Origin of the sequence: Piscinibacter defluvii, from assembly GCF_004011805.1 — a bacterium.
In the GTDB taxonomy this organism is placed as follows: Bacteria; Pseudomonadota; Gammaproteobacteria; order Burkholderiales; family Burkholderiaceae_C; genus Piscinibacter; species Piscinibacter defluvii.
Genome location: NZ_RCHJ01000003.1, coordinates 608,703 through 629,080, shown reverse-complemented (window position 1 = coordinate 629,080; position 20,378 = coordinate 608,703). Strand labels below are relative to the sequence as shown.

22 protein-coding genes are annotated in these 20,378 nt (G+C 67.4%); 19 read left to right on the top strand and 3 right to left on the bottom strand.

The genetic code is table 11. The annotated features are described in order from the left end of the window. The first annotated feature begins 7 nt into the window (after positions 1 to 7). From D9C15_RS12505 to D9C15_RS12410, 19 genes are all read left to right on the top strand, one after another. Complete coding sequence (locus D9C15_RS12505) at positions 8 to 598, top strand: VTT domain-containing protein (protein WP_164886713.1); 591 nt, start codon at positions 8 to 10, stop codon at positions 596 to 598. A gap of 76 nt (positions 599 to 674) precedes the next feature. Further along, complete coding sequence (gene arcD, locus D9C15_RS12500) at positions 675 to 2,141, top strand: arginine-ornithine antiporter (RefSeq protein WP_127997753.1); 1,467 nt, start codon at positions 675 to 677, stop codon at positions 2,139 to 2,141. A 43-nt stretch (positions 2,142 to 2,184) separates the two neighbouring features. Beyond that, entirely contained in the window at positions 2,185 to 3,402 is a 1,218-nt protein-coding gene (locus D9C15_RS12495; RefSeq protein ID WP_127997752.1) for an arginine deiminase, read from the top strand. Between the two features lie 34 nt (positions 3,403 to 3,436). Continuing rightward, entirely contained in the window at positions 3,437 to 4,435 is a 999-nt protein-coding gene (argF, locus tag D9C15_RS12490; RefSeq protein WP_127997751.1) for an ornithine carbamoyltransferase, read from the top strand. A 19-nt stretch (positions 4,436 to 4,454) separates the two neighbouring features. Then, positions 4,455 to 5,384, top strand: a complete 930-nt coding sequence (arcC, locus tag D9C15_RS12485) for a carbamate kinase (protein WP_112183984.1) — start codon at positions 4,455 to 4,457, stop codon at positions 5,382 to 5,384. Beyond that, a complete protein-coding gene (locus D9C15_RS12480; RefSeq protein ID WP_127997750.1) occupies positions 5,384 to 6,055 on the top strand; it encodes a DUF6629 family protein in 672 nt (223 codons plus the stop codon). The genes arcC and D9C15_RS12480 overlap by 1 nt, the downstream gene beginning before the upstream one ends. Further along, positions 6,055 to 6,747 carry a class I SAM-dependent methyltransferase gene (locus D9C15_RS12475; protein WP_127997749.1) on the top strand — a complete coding sequence of 231 codons (693 nt, stop codon included), beginning with the start codon at positions 6,055 to 6,057 and terminating at the stop codon, positions 6,745 to 6,747. The genes D9C15_RS12480 and D9C15_RS12475 overlap by 1 nt, the downstream gene beginning before the upstream one ends. Next, positions 6,744 to 7,805, top strand: coding sequence for an NAD(P)-dependent oxidoreductase (locus D9C15_RS12470; protein WP_127997748.1), 1,062 nt, complete (start codon positions 6,744 to 6,746; stop codon positions 7,803 to 7,805). Before D9C15_RS12475 ends, D9C15_RS12470 begins: the two co-directional genes overlap by 4 nt. Positions 7,806 to 7,857: 52 nt before the next feature. Then, positions 7,858 to 9,423: an ABC1 kinase family protein gene (locus D9C15_RS12465; RefSeq protein WP_240668388.1), complete on the top strand. Its 1,566-nt coding sequence runs from the start codon at positions 7,858 to 7,860 to the stop codon at positions 9,421 to 9,423. Positions 9,424 to 9,452: 29 nt separating this feature from the next. Next, entirely contained in the window at positions 9,453 to 10,487 is a 1,035-nt protein-coding gene (locus D9C15_RS12460; RefSeq protein WP_127997746.1) for a type II glyceraldehyde-3-phosphate dehydrogenase, read from the top strand. 25 nt (positions 10,488 to 10,512) lie between these two features. Beyond that, positions 10,513 to 10,746, top strand: a complete 234-nt coding sequence (locus D9C15_RS12455) for an SHOCT domain-containing protein (protein WP_127997745.1) — start codon at positions 10,513 to 10,515, stop codon at positions 10,744 to 10,746. Positions 10,747 to 10,919: 173 nt separating this feature from the next. Next, positions 10,920 to 11,327, top strand: coding sequence for a hypothetical protein (locus tag D9C15_RS12450; protein WP_127997744.1), 408 nt, complete (start codon positions 10,920 to 10,922; stop codon positions 11,325 to 11,327). Positions 11,328 to 11,340: 13 nt separating this feature from the next. Continuing rightward, entirely contained in the window at positions 11,341 to 11,787 is a 447-nt protein-coding gene (locus tag D9C15_RS12445) for a DUF302 domain-containing protein (protein WP_127997743.1), read from the top strand. A gap of 24 nt (positions 11,788 to 11,811) precedes the next feature. Continuing rightward, complete coding sequence (locus D9C15_RS12440) at positions 11,812 to 12,051, top strand: SHOCT domain-containing protein (protein WP_240668387.1); 240 nt, start codon at positions 11,812 to 11,814, stop codon at positions 12,049 to 12,051. Positions 12,052 to 12,081: 30 nt separating this feature from the next. After that, positions 12,082 to 12,678, top strand: coding sequence for a hypothetical protein (locus D9C15_RS12435; RefSeq protein WP_127997742.1), 597 nt, complete (start codon positions 12,082 to 12,084; stop codon positions 12,676 to 12,678). A 14-nt stretch (positions 12,679 to 12,692) separates the two neighbouring features. Next, positions 12,693 to 13,145, top strand: coding sequence for a hypothetical protein (locus D9C15_RS12430; RefSeq protein ID WP_127997741.1), 453 nt, complete (start codon positions 12,693 to 12,695; stop codon positions 13,143 to 13,145). 384 nt (positions 13,146 to 13,529) lie between these two features. After that, a complete protein-coding gene (locus D9C15_RS12425) occupies positions 13,530 to 14,624 on the top strand; it encodes a hypothetical protein (RefSeq protein ID WP_127997740.1) in 1,095 nt (364 codons plus the stop codon). Between the two features lie 532 nt (positions 14,625 to 15,156). Further along, positions 15,157 to 15,486 (top strand): four-helix bundle copper-binding protein, encoded by a 330-nt coding sequence (locus D9C15_RS12415; RefSeq protein ID WP_112184008.1) that lies wholly within the window; start codon positions 15,157 to 15,159, stop codon positions 15,484 to 15,486. A gap of 28 nt (positions 15,487 to 15,514) precedes the next feature. Further along, positions 15,515 to 15,916, top strand: a complete 402-nt coding sequence (locus D9C15_RS12410; RefSeq protein ID WP_240668386.1) for a DUF305 domain-containing protein — start codon at positions 15,515 to 15,517, stop codon at positions 15,914 to 15,916. 101 nt (positions 15,917 to 16,017) lie between these two features. On the opposite strand, the gene D9C15_RS12405 is transcribed toward D9C15_RS12410, so the two are convergent. From D9C15_RS12405 to D9C15_RS12395, 3 genes are read right to left on the bottom strand one after another with little or no spacing between them, the layout of a single operon-like run. Further along, positions 16,018 to 17,181, bottom strand: a complete 1,164-nt coding sequence (locus D9C15_RS12405) for a hypothetical protein (protein ID WP_127997739.1) — start codon at positions 17,179 to 17,181, stop codon at positions 16,018 to 16,020. After that, positions 17,178 to 19,676 (bottom strand): ABC transporter permease, encoded by a 2,499-nt coding sequence (locus D9C15_RS12400; RefSeq protein WP_240668385.1) that lies wholly within the window; start codon positions 19,674 to 19,676, stop codon positions 17,178 to 17,180. Before D9C15_RS12400 ends, D9C15_RS12405 begins: the two co-directional genes overlap by 4 nt. After that, positions 19,676 to 20,377 (bottom strand): ABC transporter ATP-binding protein, encoded by a 702-nt coding sequence (locus tag D9C15_RS12395; protein ID WP_127997737.1) that lies wholly within the window; start codon positions 20,375 to 20,377, stop codon positions 19,676 to 19,678. The genes D9C15_RS12400 and D9C15_RS12395 overlap by 1 nt, the downstream gene beginning before the upstream one ends. Position 20,378: the final 1 nt, after the last annotated feature.

Below are 20,378 nucleotides of genomic sequence, written 5' to 3'. Positions count from 1 at the left end.
AGGCATCGTGTTGCGCAACGCACTCGAATCCGGTTTGGTGCGCACGCTTGTGCGCCGTGCCGACACACGCGCGTTCCCGATGGTGGTCGCCTCGGTCGCCGTTGTGGCGACGCTGTCGATGTCCGTGCCCTTCGCCGGCCTGCTGGTGGCCGCGGTACTGATGGCGCCTCGCCGGTGGGTCGCCATCGCGCTCTGGTCGAGCCTCGGCGCGGCCCTCGGCGGGAGCATTCTCTATCTCGTCTTCCACCACCTCGGCTGGGCCCGGCTCTTCGCGGCCTACCCCGATGTGGTTCGTTCGGTGGCGTGGCAGGACGCCACGCGCTGGTTGAGCATGTACGGGGTGGCCTCGCTCCTCGTCATTGCCGCACTGCCCCTGCCGCTCACCCCCGCGCTGATGTTCGCCGCGATCTCCCGGCTTCCCGTCGCCGAAGTGGTTCTGGCTCTTTGGGTCGGCAAGTTGGCCAAGTACCTCGTCTACGCGGCGTTGGCATCGGCATTCCCGAGCCTCTGGATCGCGCGCGCCCGTGGCCGCCTGACGACCCTGAATGCCGTGCTCGGGCGCGCAGGACAGGAGCAAGTGCGATCGGGAGTTCCATGAAGCCTAGTCCGACCCGGGCAGTCTCGCCGCGCTGTCCGACTTGTTCCATCAACCGCAACCCACGAGAGACACCACCATGAGCACCTACATCCCGGGAGCAGCCGGCGCGGCATCCCCGTCTCGGCCAACCACTCGCACCGACGACCGTCTCGGCCTCGGATTGCTGATCGCCCTCGTCGTTGGATCGATCATTGGCAGCGGCATCTTCGGTCTCCCGCAGAACATGGCCGCGGGTGCGTCCGCAGGAGCGATCCTCATCGGGTGGCTCATCACCGGCATCGGCATGCTCGCACTCGCTCGGGTCTACCAGATGCTTGCGTTGCGCAAGCCGCAACTGAACAACGGCATCTATGCCTACGCACGGGAGTCTGCGGGCCACTACGTCGGTTTCAACTCGGCGTGGGGCTACTGGGTCAGTGCCTGGATCGGCAACGTGGGCTATCTCGTCGCTGCCTTCGGAGCGCTCGGCTACTTCTTCCCGGCGTTCGGCGACGGAAACACGGCACCCGCCGTGGCTGGCGCGTCGGCAGTGCTCTGGCTCGTGCACTTCATGGTGCTTCGCGGCATTCGCGGCGCCGCGGTCCTCAACGCGGTGGTGACGTTGGCAAAGGTGCTCCCGCTCCTGCTGTTCATCGTGCTTGTGGCGACCGCCTTTCGCGTCGAGACCTTCAGCCTGGACTTCTGGGGCAACGCGAAGTTGGGCAGCGTCCTCGATCAGGTCAAGAGCACGATGCTGGTCACGGTCTGGGTCTTCATCGGCATCGAAGGTGCAAGCGTCTATTCCGCTCGCGCGCGCCAGCGCGAAGACGTGGGACGCGCAACCGTCATCGGTTTCGGCGCAACGCTGCTCCTGCTGATGGCCGTCTCGATCCTCTCCCTGGGGGTGCTCCAGCAGCCCGAGCTGGCCGGGCTGAAGAATCCGTCGATGGCCGGTGTGCTCGAAAGAGCTGTCGGCACATGGGGCGCCGTGCTCATCTATGGCGGGCTGATCGTCTCCGTCGGCGGGGGCTTCCTCGCGTGGACGCTGCTGGCCGCCGAATCGTTGTTCTCGCCCGCCAGCGACGGCGTGATGCCCAGCGGTCTCGCGCGCCAGAACGCCCGCGGCGTGCCTGCCAACGCGCTGTGGCTCACCAGCGCGATGGTGCAGGTCTTCCTGCTGGTGGCACTGTTTTCCAAGGCCTCCTACCTGGCATTGATCTCGCTGTCCACGGCGATGATTCTGCTGCCGTATCTGTTCAGCGCGATCTACGGCTTGACGCTCGCGGCCCGGCGCGAAGGATCTGCCGCCAGCGTTCATCCTTCGGACCTGGCCGTCTCAGCGGGGGCCACGCTCTACTGCGTCTGGCTGCTCTACGCCGCGGGTCCGAAGTACCTGCTGTTGAGTTCTTTGCTGTATGTGCCGGGCGCCCTGCTGTTCATGTGGGCCAGGCGCGAACAGGGCGCGCGCCCGTTCAAGGGCTTCGAGATCGGCCTTGCCGCGGTCCTGCTGCTGCTGGCAGTGCTAGCTGCCTACCTGCTGGCCACCGGCGGACTCAGCCTGTGACCGCGACCTCGTCCGTCACCTTTGATTCAACAGGAGTACTCACATGACGCTCGGAGTATTTTCAGAGGTCGGCCGACTGCGCAAGGTACTGGTCTGCAGACCGGGACTTGCCCAGGCCCGGCTGACGCCGGCCAACTGCCGCGAGCTGCTTTTCGACGACGTGCTGTGGGTCTCCCAGGCCAAGAACGACCACCACGCCTTCACGAATGTGATGACCGAGCGAGGCGTTGAAGTGCTCGAGTTGCACGACCTGCTGGCCGACGTCGTTGCGCAGCAGGACGCGCGGGCTTGGCTGCTCGATCGCAAACTCGGCGAGGACTTCATCGATCCCGAGGCGGCGGCACGCTTGCGCCCCTGGCTGGAAGCCCTCCAGGCCAATCGCCTCGCTGAGCATCTGATTGGCGGGCTCCTGCGCGGCGAGGTCCCCGTCGATCTGGAAGGACTCGCGGCTCATTGTCTGTCGCCCTCCGACTTCCTGCTCGCGCCGCTGCCGAACACGCTGTTTACCCGCGATTCCAGTTGCTGGGTCTACGGTGGGGTCGTGCTGAGTCCGATGTTCTGGCCGGCGCGGCGCCAGGAGACGCTGCTGCTTACTGCCGTCTACCGCTTCCACCCGACGTTTCGCGGCCAGGCGGTCGAGTGGTGGGGTGATCCGGATCGCGACCACGGCATGGCCTCGCTGGAAGGAGGCGACGTCGTTCCGCTGGGCAACGGCGTCGTGCTGGTCGGCATGGGGGAACGCACGTCGCCTCAGGCGGTCAGCCAGCTCGCGCGCCGCCTCTTCGAGCGCAGCGCGGCAGCGCAGGTCATCGCCGCTCGCATGCCGAAGTCGCGAGGAGCCATGCACCTGGACACGGTACTGACCTTCTGCGACGTCGACCTGGTGACCGCATTCCCCGACGTCGTGGCCGAGATTCGTGCGCACAGCCTTCGTCCCGGGAACAAGGAGGGGACGCTGGACGTCCGACCTGAGTCAGGACCGCTGCTCGACGTGATCAGCCGTGCTCTGGGTCTGAAGCGCCTGCGCACGGTCATGACCGGGGGAGACACGTACGAGGCCGAGCGGGAACAGTGGGACGACGGCAACAACCTGCTCGCCCTCTCGCCCGGAGTCGTGGTTGCGTACAACCGAAACGTCTACACCAACACGCTGCTCCGCAAGGCGGGGATCGAGGTCATCACGATCCCCAGCGCGGAGCTTGGCCGCGGCCGTGGCGGCAGCCACTGCATGTCCTGCCCGATCGAGCGCGACCCCGTCTGATCCGTCCGTTACCCACGAACATCAGGAACCCATCATGAGTTTCAACCTGCGCAATCGCAGCCTGCTTGATCTCGCGGACTTCGAGCCCCGGGACATCCGCTACCTGCTCGACCTGTCGGCAGAGCTCAAGCGCACGAAGTACGTCGGCAACGAACACCAGCGCCTGAAGGGCAAGAACATCGCGTTGGTGTTCGAGAAGGCTTCGACGCGAACGCGCTGCGCGTTCGAGGTCGCAGTTCACGACCAGGGCGGACACGTCACCTATATCGACCCAACGGGCTCGCAGCTGGGCCACAAGGAGTCTTTGAAGGACACAGCCCGCGTCCTCGGGCGCATGTACGACGGGATCGAGTATCGCGGCTTCCACCAGAGCGTTGTCGAGGAGCTCGCGCGCTACTCCCACGTTCCGGTGTGGAACGGGCTGACCGACGAAGCGCATCCGACGCAGATCCTCGCCGACCTGCTGACGATGGAGGAGTTTGGCCAAGAGCCACTTCACCGGCTGTCCTTCTGCTACCTGGGCGATGCCCGCTTCAACATGGGCTGCTCCCTGCTTGTCGGCGGTGTTCAGATGGGCATGGATGTTCGAATCGCCGCACCGGAGAGCCTGCGCCCCCCGGAAGAGTTGGTAGCTCGGATGCGGGCGCTCGCCAAGCGGACCGGTGCTCGGATCACGATCGAGTCCGACCCGGTGCGTGCAGTGTCAGGCGTCGACTTCCTCTACACCGACGTGTGGGTTTCCATGGGAGAGCCGCAGGAAGTCTGGAAGGACCGCATCGACCAATTGCTGCCGTACCAAGTCAACAGCGCCTTGATGGCCGCCACCGGCAACCCGCGGACGCGCTTCATGCACTGCCTGCCGGCGTTGCACAACCTGGACACCGAAGTCGGCCGCTGGGTCCACGAGCAGTTCGGTCTCAAGGAGCTCGAGGTGACGGACGAGGTCTTCGAGTCCGAGGCCTCGATCGTATTCACCCAGGCCGAAAACCGCATGCATACCATCAAGGCCGTGCTCGTCGCGAGCCTCGGTTGAACTGCAGAGAGAACCCCCAATGAGAATCGTTGTCGCCCTGGGCGGAAACGCGCTGCTTCGCCGGGGCGAAGCGCTGACTTCTGCGAATCAGCTCGCCAACATCCGCCGCGCAGCCAGTCAGCTGGCGCGCATCGTGGACGGCAACGAGGTCGTGCTCACCCATGGGAACGGACCACAGGTGGGCCTGCTCGCCCTCCAGGCTGCCGAACATGCGGCGGGCGAAGGGTTTCCGCTGGATGTGCTGGGTGCGCAGACCGACGGGATGATCGGCTACCTGCTCGAGCAGGAGTTGGGAAACATCCTGCCCTCGCGCGTGGTGGCGACCCTCATGACCCGCGTTCAGGTGGATCCCTCGGATCCGGCATTCGCATCTCCAACCAAGCCCATCGGTCCGGTCTACACAGCGGCCGAGGCTGAGCGCATCGGCCTTCAGCGAGGCTGGTCCATGGCGCCAGACGGCAAGGGCATCCGCCGCGTCGTCGCGTCTCCGTCGCCGCAGCGCGTGCTCGGCCTGCAACCGATCCAGTGGCTGCTTTCGCACGGAGCTCTGGTGATCGCGGCCGGGGGCGGCGGAATTCCCGTCGCGGCGATCCCGCCCGACGGGTCGCTGCAGGGGATCGAAGCCGTGATCGACAAGGATCTGTGCAGCAGCCTGCTGGCGCGCCAACTGCAGGCGGACTGTCTCGTGATCGCGACCGACGTCGATGCGGTCTACCTGGACTTCGGCACGCCGGGCCAACGTGCGCTTCGCCAGGTGGACGTCGATGCGCTGTCGGGCATGAAGTTTCCGGCCGGCTCCATGGGACCGAAAGTCGAGGCCGCCCGTGCATTTGTGGCGGCGACCGGGCGCCGCGCCGTCATCGGCTCTCTGGACCACATCGAGGCCATGGTGCAGGGCCGTGCAGGAACCGAAGTCGTCCCGACGGCCGGACGCGAAAGGAGCGCCTGATGTGCTTCTCCGCGCAAGCGAGCTTTACCGCCGGCACCGTGTTGCTTCTCGTCGGTGCAGCCACCGTGCGGCGCGCGCGCGTTCGCGCGGAGCTGCCGTACGCCTGGATCCCGGTCCTCTTCGGCATCCAGCAGTTGCTCGAGGGCGCGCTCTGGCTGACCTTCCCGGACCGCGCGCCGCTGCTGAACACGGTGCTAACGCACGCCTATTCGTTCTTCTCGCACGTGCTGTGGCCGATCTACGTGCCGCTGGCCGCACTGGCGCTGGAGACCGTGCCCTGGCGGCGGCGGATCCTTGCCGTCATCGCCATCGCAGGCAGCGCCGTAGGGCTGTACTTGCTGGCAACCTTGTTCACGCTGCCGATCGTGGCCACGGTGAAGGGCCAGCACATCGCCTACGAGTCGCCGCACTTCTATGCACTGGCCGCGATGTCGCTCTACCTGCTGGGCACGTGCGCAAGCCTGATGTTCTCCAGCCACGCCCGGGTCGTTGCCTTCGGAGTGGCCTCGTTCGCATCCGCGGTGGCGGCCTATGCCTTCTACGCCACATGGTTCATCTCGGTGTGGTGTTTCTTCGCCGGCGTGCTCAGCGTCATCGTGTTCCTGTACTTCAAGGGGCCGCGTCGCACCGTGCCGGTCCCCGGCGCTCCACCGGAACCGGAGGTGCAGTGATGGATGAGACGAGGGGGTTCACGCCCGCGCTCGGCTTTCACCTGTTGACGCCGTTGTACGACCGCGTGGTGGCGGTGACCACGCGCGAGCGGACCTTCAAGGGTGCACTGCTCGATCAGGCAGTCATCGAGCCGGGCCAGCAAGTACTGGATGTCGGATGCGGCACCGGCACGCTGGCGATAGCGGCACAGCGTCGAAAGCAGGGGGTGCGCGTGGCGGGGCTCGACGCCGACCCCACGGTTCTCGCCATTGCGACGCGCAAAGCACGCGAGGCGGGCGTCGACATCGCCTTCGACCTGGGGCGCTCGTCCGCTCTGCCCTACTCCGACGCGCGCTTCGACCGTGTGCTGTCGAGCCTCTTCTTCCACCACCTGTCCTGGGGTGACAAGCTGCTGACGGCGCGCCAGATGCACCGCGTACTGCGCCCCGCCGGGGAACTGCACGTCGCCGATTGGGGCCGCGCAGGCGGCCTGGCGAGCCGGACCGCCTTTCTGGCGATCCAGCTCCTGGACGGCTTCGACACCACAAGCGACAACGTTGCCGGACTGCTGCCGGTCGTGTTCGCGTCGGCGGGCTTCCGCCATGTCGAAGAGACGCGCCGCATACCCACGGTCTTCGGCGTTGTCTCGCTGTATCGGGCCGTGAAGGGCGGGGCTTCGTCGGAACAGCACCCGGCTGGAAGCACGGCATGAACACCTCACCCAGCCAGCACAAGCCGCCCCCAGGAGCGCCCGCGGAAGGCGCCCCTGGGGCCCTGCGAGTCTTGTTCGTCGACGTCGGACCCGATGACCGGGCCACGCTCGAACCGCTGTGCCAACGGTCGTGGTGGCCACGCTTCCTGCCCGACGCGCAACTCGACACCGACGACGGGGCGGCCGCGCTGGCGCAGGTGCTGTGCGTGTTCGTCCGCACGCCGGTGTCGCGCGAGTTGCTGCAGCGCATGCCCGCCCTGCGCCTGGTGGCAACACGCTCCGCCGGCGTCGACCACATCGACCTCGCGGCTTGCCGGGAACGCAACATCATGGTCAGTCACGTGCCCGACTATGGGGCCGCTACCGTCGCCGAACACACCTTCACGCTGCTGCTGGGGCTTGCCCGCCACCTGTGCGAGGCCCGCGCCCGGGCACTCCAGGGCAGCTTCTCGTACCGTGGCCTCACCGGCTTTGAGCTGGAAGGCAAGGTGATGGGTGTCGTCGGCTGTGGACGCATCGGAACGCATGTCGCGCGTATCGCGCACGGTTTCGGGATGAAAGTCGTGACGTTCGACCCACGACCGCGGCCGGAAGCCACGATTGCCCTTGGCATCGAGTTTGTCGGATGGTCCGAGTTGCTCGAGCGCAGCGACGTCCTGAGTCTCCACGTGCCGCTGAGCCCGGAGACGCACCACCTTCTTGACGACGCGGCTTTCGCCCGCGTCAAGCCTGGCGTCTTGCTGCTCAACACCGCGCGCGGCGCGTTGATCGACGAGGAAGCGCTGCTGCGCGTGCTCGACCGCGGCACGGTCGCCGCAGCCGGTCTCGACGTGCTCGAGCACGAGGGCGGAGCCGCACCCGAGGCCCCCATGGGCTGCGGCGGCCTGGGCTGCGACCGCGGTTGGGTGGCGTCGCACCCGCTGTTGCGCCACCCGCGCGTGCTCGCGACACCCCATGTCGGCTTCAACACCCGTGAGGCGGTCGCGCGCATCCTGCACGAGACGGTCGAGAACATCGCGGCCTGGAAGGCTGGCCGGCCTCGACACCGTGTGGCTTGAGATGTTTGACACGGCACAGGCTCCTTCCACGCCGTCGCAACGCCGATCCCCGGTGGGGCGCGCGCTCCGGATCGGTCTGGCCTTTGCCGGCTTCGTGCTGTGGTGGGCCTGGCACCGCGGCGTGATGCGTTGCGACGACCATCCCGTGGCCGAACGCTTCGCGGCCCTCCTGCAAGGGCTGGGCACCACCTTCGTCAAGCTTGGCCAGCATCTGAGCCTGCGCGCCGACCTGTTGCCTGACACGGCACAGCAAACCCTGGCGCGGCTGCAGGATCATGTGGGTGCGTTTCCATCGGAGCAGGCGCAATTGGCCGTCGAATCCGCGTTTGGCCGCCCCTGCTCGCAGCTCTTCACACGCTTCGACCTGGCACCGCTGGCCGCGGCGTCGGTGGCGCAAATCCACCGTGCCGCGCTTCCCGACGGCACCGAGGTCATCGTCAAGATCCGCCGGCCAGGCGCCGCCGAGGCCGTCGAATCCGACATGCGCATCCTGCACGCGGTCACCACTGTGGCGCAGGCCTTGCTCCCACCGCTGCGGCGCTGGGGCCTCATGGCGATCGTCGACGAGATCGCCGGCAACCTGCGGCTCGAGATGGACCTCGCGCGCGAGGCTCGCTTCGTGCGGCGTTTTGCCGATGCGTGGCGCGGCTCGCCCGATGTCGACATCCCGGACGTGGTCGACGGCCTGTGTGCATCTTCCGTCATGGTGCAGCGCTTCAGCAGCGGCGTGCGTATCGACGCCGCCGCCGCGCCCGAACGCGAGGCCTGCGCGCGCCGCCTCGTAGACAGCTACGTGACGCAGCTCTTCGAGCACGGCTTGTTCCATGGCGATCCCCATCCGGGCAACCTGTTCATGATGGCCGACGGGCGGATCTGCTTCCACGACTTCGGCATCGTCGGCCGCCTGGACCGCCGCCTGCGCGGCGCGCTGACGGCGTTCGCGCTCGCGTTCGTCGAGCAGGACGCCGACTGGGTGGTCGATGCCTGGCTCGACATGGGCCTGATGGGGGCGCAGGTGGAGCGCCGCGCCTTCCTGCCGGTGGTGCAGTCGCTGCTGGCCGATTGTGCGGAGCGGCCGCTGCGCGACTGGTCGCTGCCGGCTGCGCTGGGACGGCTGGTCGCCGCCGGCCGCTCACAGGCGGTACGCCTGCCCACGGACCTGCTCGTCCTGACCCGCACGATGCTGCTGCTCGAGGGAACGGTCCGCGCACTGGCGCCGGCGTTCTCGATCTTCGAGACGCTGTCGCGCCATGCCGCGGCCGGCCCGCTCCGGCAGGCGCCGCAGCCGGAAGCATCGAAGCGCCTGGCCTTCGAGATGAGCAGCGCGGCGAGCGCCCTGCCCGCGCTGCTGGCGCAGCGGCTGCACGGCGCACTCGCCCGCGGGCGCCTGTTCGAGATCGCGATCGTGCCCGACGCGCGCCTGCAGGAAGGTGTCGACCGCGCCAGCCGGCGCATTGCGCTCGCGCTGGTGACGCTCGGGCTGTACATCGCCTCGAGCCTGCTGATGCAGCACGCCGTGGGCCCGCAATGGGGCGGCATGCCGCTGCTCGCGCTGGCGGGTTATGCGCTCGCCATCCGGTTCACGTTTTCCATCGCCCGCGGGCGCGCGCTGCGCTGACCGGGGAATTCGCCGTCAAAGGAGTGGACATGGACAGGATCAGGGTTGCCGTCAACGGCTACGGAGTCATCGGCAAGCGCGTCGCCGACGCGGTTCGCCTGCAGGACGACATGACGCTCGCCGGCGTGGCCGACATCGTCGACGACTACCGGCTGCAGGTCGCGGCCGGCGCCAGGCTGCCCGTCCATGCGGCGACGCCGCAGGCCGAGGCACCGATGCGCGCAGCCGGCATCGCGGTTACAGGCGGCCTTGCCGAACTGCTCGCGCAATCCGATGTCGTCGTCGACTGCACGCCGAAGAAGGTGGCCACGATCAACAAGGGCGTGTACGAGGCGGCTGGCGTGAAGGCCATCTTCCACGGCGGCGAATCGCATGCGCTCACCGGACATTCCTTCGTCGCGCAGGCGAACTATGCATCGGCCCTGGGGCGCTCGTCGACGCGCGTCGTGTCGTGCAACACGACATCGATCGTTCGCACGCTCGGGGCGCTCAAGGCGGCGGGCCTGCTCAAGCGTGCGCGCGGCACGCTGATCCGTCGCGCCTCCGACCCCTGGGAGGCGCATGCCGACGGCATCGTCAACACGGTGGTCCCCGAGAAAGTCATTCCCAGCCATCAGGGTCCGGACGCCCGCACCGTCATCCCCGATCTCGATGTCGTGACGATCGCCGTGAAGGCCGCACACAACTCCAGCCACCTGCACACCTGGTGGGTTGAACTCACCCGGCCGGCGACGCGCGATGAGGTTCTCGCGGCATTCCAGGCAGCGCCGCGGATCGCGTTCGTGCGTTCGTCGGACGGGATCGTGGCACTGAACAGCACGGTCGAGCTGATGTCCGACCTTGGCCGCCCGCGCGGCGACATGTGGGAGGTGGCGCTGTGGGAGGACGTGCTGGCCGTCGATGGCGACCAGGCGTACTACACCTACCAAGTCTTCAACCAGGCGATCGTGATCCCGGAAACCATCGACGCGATCCGGGCTCTGACCGGCATCGAGACGGACCCGGCGAGGTCCATCGCGAAGACCGACGCCTCGCTGGGAATGCGGCGCGACTTCCTGCGCTGACGCAGCAGGGTCTGGAAGGTTCCCAGTGTCCCTTGACCTGAATTTCCTCGGCAGCACAGCCGGTGCCTGGTGGCTGTTCTGGGTTGCCGTTGCCGGCTGGGTCATCTTCCTGGGCCAAGGCTCGTTCTGGAAGACCGGCAGTCGGCGCGGCACGGCTCAGGAGGAGCTCTTGCGGCGCCTGGAGGATGGCGAGATCTCGCGGGAGGACTACGAGCGGCGCCTTCGCTTGCTCGGCGACGACCCGAGCCAATCGCGCTGAGCTGCATCAACACGACGTGGTGCCGTCTGCTCAAGATGCTGAAACCAGGGCAGCTTTTTTCGCACCAACGTAAGCATGGTCATGGTTTTTTTCCGGCGGCTTGTGTCCGGTATGTATCCCCGCACCGACACCCGTCGGGCGCGGGCTTCTCATCACATCACTCAGGAGTCTTCATGAAATCCATTCGTACGTTCACGGTCCTCGCCATGTTGGCAGCCGCTGTGCCGGCATGGGCGCAATCAACCGCGACTCAGGCACCGGCAACGCCGTCAGCCTGGGGCCAGAACATGGACAAGCAGATGCAGTCCATGCAGGAGATGCGCAACAAACTGCTCGCGGCACGCACGCCAGAAGAGCGCAGCAAGCTCATGGCCGAGCAAATGAAGCTGATGCAAGGCGGCATGGACATGATGGGCGGCATGGGCATGGGAGGCATGCGAGGGGTGGGACCGATGGGGGCCGCGAGTGCACCGATGGACATGACCACGCGCCAGCAGATGATGGAAAAGCGCATGGAGATGATGCAGTCCATGATGCAGATGATGATGGACCGCACGGCGCCTGCGCCGGCGGCCAAGTGACGGGAGCCGCATCGTGACGAACTCCAACAACCCCACCCGCGCCGCCGCGCCGTCGGCCTACGGCTTCCATGGCGTGCTGCGGGAGCGCGACTTCGGCCGAGCTGTCGAGCAGGTCACGGCCGCCCTCAAGTCCGAGGGCTTCGGTGTCCTGACCGAGATCGACGTTCAGGCCACGATGAAGGCCAAACTCGGGATCGACGTACCGCCCTACCGGATTCTGGGCGCCTGCAACCCGCCCCTCGCACACCGTGCGCTGACAGCGGAGCCGGACATCGGCTTGCTGCTGCCCTGCAATGTCGTTGTTCGCCAGGAGAGTGACGGTCGGCTGGTGGTCGGCTTCATGGACCCCGAGGCCGTCTTGCAGTTGACGGCGCATCCGGAGGTCGCTGCAGTGGCCCAGGAAGTGAGAGGCAAGTTGCAGCGCGTGCGATCGGCGCTCGACGGCACAACGACCGACTGACGCAACGCGGACCGAGGAGCACTGATGTACTTCGGCAATGGTTTCTACATGGGCGGCATGCACGGGCTGTGGTGGCTCTTCTGGATCGTGCTGATCGGCGCATTGGCCCACGCGGCATGGGGTCGTCCGTCTGGGCGCCGGCGCGGTTCAAGAGAGACACCGCACGACGTGCTGCGGCGACGCCTTGCCAGCGGCGAGATCGACGCGCAGGAGTACGAGCAGCGAAAGGCCTTGCTCGACCGCGACGCCGGCAGTTCGGGCTGAGCCGCCCCATGATGTGAGCTGTCGCACGCGATGGACATCGTTGCACACTCCTTGTGGGCCGGCTTGGGCGTCGCGGCGGTGGCGCGCCGTTGGCCGGTCAGCACCAGCCAGGCGCGCACAGCCGTCGCGCTCGCGGCACTGCCCGACATCGGACACCTGATCCCCATCGCCCTCTGGGGACTGCTGGGCGGCGGCTCCTGGCAGGCACTCCAGGGCTATGCGTTCGCGACGCCGGGCGCCGAGCCCTGGTTGCCGGCCGCAGTGCAGGCCTGGTCGCACACCTTGCACTGTGTGATGCACAGCGCCGTCGTCGCCTCCGTCGTCACGATGCTCGCCTGGTTTCGGTGGCGATGGCTGCTGGTTCCGCTGGCCGGCTGGTGGTCGCACATCGTGATCGACGTCTTCACGCATTCGAGCGAGTACTACCCTTCGCCGGTGCTCTATCCGATCACCGATCGAGGATTCGACGGCATCGCCTGGCCCACGCCCTGGTTCATGGCGCTGAACTACGCGGTGCTCGGCGTTGCGGGCCTGTGGCTGTGGCGTTCCTCGCGCGCGCGTGAGGCGTCGGGTCTCGCCTCTGAGAACGTTGATCCAGTTCAAGGACCGGCCACGCCGAAGCAATGACATTGAGCGGATCGATGTTCGTGCAGCCCATGCCCCTCTTCGCGTACACCCGCACCCGCCGACGCACCGCCATCGTGATGCTCGGCGTGTGGGTGTTGGCGTTGCTGGTCGGCATTGCCAACGCGTGCGCGTCCGGTAGGCCTGACTCGTCGCATGCCAGCGGCGAGCACCAGGCGACCATGGCCGGGCATGATCACGGCGCTGGTGCGTCGACCGGCACCGAACAGGCCCGCGGTGCCGACGGGTCACGCACGCTCAAGCCGGCGTGCCAGAAGTTCTGCGACGACGAAGCCACGACGGTAGTCAAGCACGACAAGGCCCTCGAGGTCGCGCCCATGGCAAGCTCGACCACGGCAGTGATCTGGAGCTCGCCGCCCTCTGCGGCCTTGGTCCTGCAAGCCCGCCTGGGCGCTGCGCCTCCTCCGGAGGCGCCGCTCACCATGCGATTCATGCGCTTGACCATTTAGACCCGGGACGGGTCGCTCGCGCCCCCACGCGCGCTTCAGCCTCGCTCTGAGGCGCCCATTGCATCGGCTCGTGCAACGTGCTCGCCACGGGCGCACGCACGCCTTCACTTCATGCCCACGGAGACTCCCATGGCCTCGTCACGTTTACAGCCGAGCCCGTCTCGGCACGCGCTGCATCTCTGGTTCTTGTTCTCGCTGTTCCTGTTCACCCTCATGCCGCGGACCGCTCATGCCGTGCCGAGCTTCGCGCGCCGGACCGGCACGCAGTGCTCCGGCTGCCACACCGTGTTCCCGTAGCTGAACAGCTTCGGGCGTCGGTTCAAGCTGCAGGCCTACACGCTTGGCAATGCGAACGCCGATGCCGCGTTCCCTGCGAACCTCCCGGTGTCCGCCATTCTTCAGATCACGCGCACCTCGACCGCGAGCGCGTCCGGCGTCGACGCGGAGGTGCTGCCGCGCGATCGGCAGACCATCGCGCAGACGGCGGGCGTCTACTACGCAGGACGAATCACCGAGCGCACGGGTGCGATGGTCCAGTACAGCCATGACGGCATCGAGCGCCGGTGGGGCGTGGAGATGGCCGACATGCGGTTTGCCGACTCCACGACGATCGCCGGGGGGCGCGACCTGCTGTTCGGCGTCACCCTGAACAACGCGCCGACGCTCACGAATGTGTGGAACAGCATGCCGATGTTTCCGCACGTCGACTCCGCCGGCGTGATGCCGGCCGCGAGCACGATGCTCGACATGCAGTTGAACTCTCAGGTCGGCGGGGTTACGGCCTATGCCCTCTTCGACAACCTCGTGTACGCCGAGGCCGGCTTCTATCGGTCCGCGAAGACCGGCGTGATGAGGCCGCTGGGCTGGGGCGTCGAGAAAGCACGCGTCGTCGATGGATACGCTCCCTACTGGCGCCTCGCGCTCCAGCGCGAGTTCGGATCGCACAGCGTCGCCGCCGGCCTGCTCGGTCTGAACACCAAGGTCTGGCTCGATCGGAATGACCCCTCGATGTCCAGCGATCGGTTTCGTGACATCGCGTTCGATGCCCAGTACCAGTACATCGACGGTGCGCATGCCTTCTCGAACCAGGCGCTGTACATGCGTGAACGGCAGCGTCTGACGGCCGGCTTCGCGCAAGGGATGGCATCCAACGAGAGCAACTCCCTCAAGACTGCCCGCATCGGAGCCCACTACGCCTACCGCCGCACGCTTGGTGGCGGGGTTCAGGTGTTCTCGACGCGCGGCAGCGCCGACTCGAGGCGCTACGGTATGGGTCCGGTCATGGGCAGCGCCAACGGCAGGCCGGACACCGCCGGTTGGGTTACCGAGTTGGACTACCTTCCCGTCGAGAACGTCAAGCTGGCCCTGCGACGCACTGCCTATCGCAAGTTCAACGGCGGCAGCACGGATTACGACGGCTTCGGCCGCAACGCCGCCGACAACAACAACTGGTTCCTGATGGGGTGGTTCATGTTCTGAGTACAGAGGCCTTACCCCAAGGGTCGGAGTTCGGACGCCCGCACCGTCGTTGCCGCCTCGACGTGGTGACGATCGCGGGTGAATGCGGCGCACAACTCTGGGCCAAACTCACCCGGCCGGCGACGCGCGACGAGGTGCTCGCCGCGCTCCGGGCGGCACCGCGAATCGCGTTCGTGCTCTCGTTGGACGGAATCGTGGCGATGAACAGGCACGGTCGATTTGATGGCCGATCTTGGCCGCCCACGTGGTGACATGTGGGAGGTGGCTCCAGCAGGTCTTCAACCAGGCGATCGTGATCCGGGCTCTCCCCGGCATAAAGTCGGATTCGGCGAGATCCATCGAGAAGACCGACGCGTCGCTGGGGGCCTGATGCGCGATTTCCTGCGCTGAGGCTGGCGAGGCCTGGAACGCCCCTTGCCCCTCAACCAGCCACGAATCTCTTCTACGCCCGTCGCCGCCGCCGTCCTACGACTGCTGGGCGGCACAGGGAGGACGATCGTTTGGTTCCGTCACACACACTTGGAGAACCACTATGCCCAACCCAAACGAGGAAGCCTGCCTGCGAGCGTGCCACGAATGCGCCGTGGCATGCCTGCAGTGCGCCACCGCCTGCCTGCAGGAGGCGGATCCCAAACCGATGGCGCGTTGCATCGCGTTGGATACGGAATGTGCCGACATCTGCCAGCATGCGGTCGCGTCGATTGCGAGAGGCGATGAGCATATGCAAGGCATCTGCGCGCTCTGCGCGCGGGTATGCAGCCGCTGCGCCGCAGAGTGCGGCATACACGACATGGATCACTGCAAGCGTTGCGCCGAGGCCTGCAAGCGCTGTGCCGAAACCTGCATCGCCATGGCGCACTGATCTCGGACATTCACCCCAGGAGACATCGATGAACTTCAAGACGCTCGACTGCTTCAAGGCCATCTACCTAGTGCCGCTGACGGCACTGTGGCTTGCATCTGCACCGGCGCAGGCGCAGACCGCTCCCGCCATGGCCCCGTCCGCGAGCATGCCCATGGGGCAAATGCACAAGGGTGCAACCGGTCCGCAGGACATGAAGGCGTCCATGATGATGGGTATGGGCGACATGCAGAAGATGCAGGCGTCCGGCGACATCGACAAGGACTTCGCGATGATGATGAAGATGCATCACCAGCAGGCCTTGAACATGGCGGAGATGGAGATTGCGCACGGCAAGTCTGCGGAGATGAAGGCGATGGCCAAGAGGATCCTCGCTGCGCAGAAAAAGGAGATTGCGCAGTTCGATCAGTGGCTGGCCAAGCACAAGTGAGCTGACCCGCGCTCAAGTGTCCGACCTCGCCGTCCGCGGCCCTGATGGCGCGGCTCGCGGTCGAACATCAGGTGTTCACGTGCGCTCCGACAGCCGAAGGATCACATGAAGAACCATTGCAGTTGCAGCTGAAACGCGGTAGGCAAACTCGCGAACTCGCTGCCTCCCGTCCCGTTGAAGTGCTGCAAGCCGACGGTCAGATCCGCCGCAGGTGCGATCGACCACACGAGGCGGCTGTCGATGGCGTGACTTCGGTCGTCGCTATTGCGCACCGCATAGCTCACCCATTTCAGCAGCGGCGTGATCTCGTACGACGCGTACAGCCCCGCGCAGCGCGTCGCGAGGCTTGCCGCACGTCCCGTACGCAGACCTGCGATGTCGTAGCAGCCGGCTGGGGCCGGTGAGCCGGCCCCGTTGTAGTACAGCTCCGCGCTCATCGTGAGCCCGTTCGCGAAGGCATAGTCCGCACCGACCATAAGCCGGTTGAAGGCGGGGCCGGCGCTGGGGCGAAAGCGGGCCGCTTCGCCGCGGATGCCGGCGTCGCCGATCTGACTGGCCACGTCCATGCCGACGATGTCCAGACCCAGCAGCCGGCCGACGACCAGCGACGTGTCCACGCCCGCCGCATTGCCGTGCCACTGCACTGCGCGGCTGGGCGAGCCGCGGTCCGGCGCTGGGGCATACACGAGCGACGCGCGCGACAGCGGTCCGAGCTTGGCCTCGAGCAGTGCGGCATCGACCCCGACACGCTCCTCGCGCTCCAGCGCCAGCGGGTTCACGGGGTTCAGAATGTCCAACGGGCTCCAGAAGCGGCCAGTCCCCCAGGCGATGCGCTGGCGGCCGAGCTTCAGATCGACGTTGCCGCGGGTCAGCGTCACCGCCGCCCGATACAGACGATGGCGCCCGTACACAGCGCCACGCTCGAAGTAGTTCGCATCGGCCCGCCAGTACTGCGGCGGCACGCGGTCCTTGAGCGCACGAAACTCCTCGGTGTCCAGGTAGCTGCCCAGCAGCAGTTCGTTGTCGTACTGCAGGTCGAGGGCGAGCCCCGACGCCAGGTCGCCCTTCGCCTCGACGCGCAGCCGGTTCAGGCTGAGCACGTAGTCCTCGCCGGACGAGGCCTGCGAACGCAGGAACACGCTCTTCAGGCTCCCGGACAGTTCCAGCGGCCGCGTCTGCGCCACCGACGGCGCGGCAGCGAACACATGGCCCGCCGCCATCACGGCCGCGCCCCAGCCAACGCCACGATGTCGACGCATCGTCATGTGTGCCGAATTGCCGCGGTCGGCTCCAGCCTTGCAGCGCGCGCTGCCGGGTACAACGACACGACCACGCTGGCGAGGAACAAGCCAATGCCTGGGCCAACGAGATTGCCGGCAACCAGCTTCGGGTAGACGATGCCGGTCAACCCGGGGATCGCGCTGTAGTCGCGGTAGAAACCCGACAGGTCCAGTCCGACGTTGCCGAAGAGCGAGACGACCGCGGCACCGACCGCATAGCCGACGACAGACGCGACGAGCATCAGCGCGATGGTTTCGTAGACCACCATGCGCACGACCGCGTCGGGCGGCGTGCCCAGCGCCATCATCACGCCGAACTCGCGCGTGCGCTCGGCCACCGCCATGAACACGGTGTTCATCACCGCCAGGGCAACGACGAGAAAGAAGACCGCGACGATGACCGTGCGGATGGCGCGCACCAGGCCCAGCATGTCCGCCACCCGCGGAAGCAGGCGCGGCCAGGGCGACGCGACCAGACCGTCCTTCCCCAGCAGGGGCGTCAGTTGCGCGGCGGCCCTGTCGACCTCGGCGCGGTCCGCCAGGCGCAGGTTGATCGACGAGACACGCTGGCCGAGGCCCAGCATGCGCTGCGACGCCGGCAGCGTGACGAAGACCATCGCACCGTCGAACGAACTGCTCTCGGTCGCGAAGATGCCCCGGACCCGAAACGCCGCGGTGCCGAGTTCGCCGGCCACGCCGGGGGCCATCACCACCAGCTTCTCGCCCAGGCGGATGCCGAGCTTCTCGGCCAGCCGCCGCCCGATCACGACGTCGCGGTCCGCACCGGCCTCCAGCGCCGATCCCTCGACGAGGGTCCGGTGCAGGATCGTGAGTCCGCGTTCGAGTGCGGGGTCGACGCCGTACAGCACGACGCCCACCGACTTCGTGGCGCTGCTCACCAGTGCCTGCGCCTGCACGCGCGGCGCGGCAGCCGCGATGCGGGGCTGGCTGCGCACCGCGGCGAGTGCGGCGCTGGCATCGAAGGCCAGTTCCGGCGCGAGGTCGCGCCGCAGCCCCTCGCGTTCGATCTGCAGGTGCCCGGTGACGTAGCGCGTCGAGTTGTCGACGAGCTGCTCGCCGAAGCCGTCGAAGAAGCCGTAGAGGAACACGTAGGCGACGATCGCGAAGGCGGCGCCGAACACCGTGATCGCGCTGCGCTTGCGGTTGCGCAGCAGGTTGCGCGTCGCGATGATGGCGAAGACCGGCAACGGCGTGCGCGTCGCGCCACGCGAACCGCGCCGGCCGCCAGAGGACTTCTCGCCGATGCCGCGGATCGCCGCGACCGGTTCGAGGGTTGCCGTGCGGAACGCGGGGTACAACGCCATCGCCAGCGCGATCAGGAACACCAGCACCGAGATGGCCAGGCTGCGCTCGGCGCGCACGACCGGGTAGATCATGTCGGCCAGGCCCGGCATCGCCCGCAGCCCGGCTTCGAAGGCGCCGAGGTCGATGCCCGTGCGGCCGAACGACGCCGTCGCGCCGAGCCCGACCGCGTTGCCCAGCAGCAGCCCGACCGCGCCGAGCAACGCAGCCTCGGCGACAACGAGCCGGAACAGCATCGATTGGCCGGTGCCCAGCGCCAGCATGATGCCGAATTCGCGGGTGCGCTCGAGCACCGCCATCAGCACCGGATTGGCCACGCCGGCGGCGACCATCACGAAGAAGATCGTCAGCACCACGAAGCCCATCACCTCGTGGAAGCGGATACTGATCGCCACCATCGGCAGCAGCACCGGCCAGCCCAACACTTCGTGGTCGGCGCCCACGCGCGCGGACAGGGTCTGGACTGCGTCGCCCAGCGCGCCGCGGTCGCGCAGCCGCAGCGCCACTGCGGTGACAGCCTCGGGCGCGGCGAGGAAGTCGCGCATCGCCGCCATCGGCATCACTGCGACATAACCGTCCAGGTCGTCGATCTTGGTGCGGAACACGCCACGCACCGGCACACGCGCGCTGGCGACCGAGCCATCGTAGGCCTGGCCCACCAACACCAGATCGTCGCCGGCCCGCAGCGCAAGCGCCTCGGCCATGCCCTCGCCGATCAACACCCCGGTGTCGTCGGCGCCGCTGAAACCGCGGCCATCGACCACCGCCTTGAACAGATCCGTGACGCGCGCCTCCTGCGCCGGGTCGACACCAAAAGCCAGGATGCCGCGCGAGCGATCGGCGCGACTCGCGAGCACGGTGGTCTCGAGGCGGACCGTCGCTGCGGCCACCGACGGTTCGGCACGCACCGTCTCGAGCACGCGCGCGCCGGCCTCGATCGCGCGGTCCAGACTTGGGTCGTCGTGGTAGCCCTTCAGGTGCACCTGCGCGTCGGCGGCGAAGTAGCGCGTGGTGTTGTTGATCATCTGCCGGTTCATGCCGTCGATGAAGCCCCACAGGAAGGTCAGCGCCGCCAGGCCGACCGCGATCGACAGCACCGTGATGACGGAGCGGCGGCGGTTGCGCATCACGTTGCGCACCGCCAGCGTCCAGATCATCACGCCGGCCTCCGTTCGTCGGCTTCGATGCGACCGTCGCACAGCCGGATCACGCGGCGCGCACGCTCGACCACCATCGGGTCGTGCGTCGAGAATACGAACGTCGTGCCCTGCTCCTCGTTGAGGCGACGCATCAGGTCCATCAGCGTCGAGCCCGACTGCGAATCGAGGTTGGCGGTGGGTTCGTCGGGCAGCACGATCACCGGCCGCGCCGCTATCGCGCGAGCCACCGCGACGCGCTGCTGCTGCCCGCCCGACAGCTCGTTCGGCCGGCGGTGCTCCATGCCCTCAAGCCCGAGCGCGTGCAGCAGGCGCAGCGCCTCCGCGCGGCGCCGCGTCTCGTCGACGCCCTGCAGCAGCATCACGTACTCGACGTTCTCGAGCGCGGAGAGCACCGGCACCAGGTTGTATTCTTGGAACACGAAACCGATGTGCCGCAGGCGCACCTCCGCGAGCGCCTTGCGGCCCAGCGAGGTGATCTCCTGATCGCCGACCCAGATGCGACCACTCGTCGGACGGTCGAGCCCGCCGATGAGGTTCAGCAGCGTCGTCTTGCCGGAGCCCGAGGGGCCAACCAGAGCGACGAAGTCGCCCTCCAGGATTTCGACGCTGGTCATGTGCAGCGCCAGCACCGGGATGCTGTCGCGCTGGTAGACCTTGGTCACGTGCTCGGCGCGGACGATGGCGGGGGGCGTCGGCATG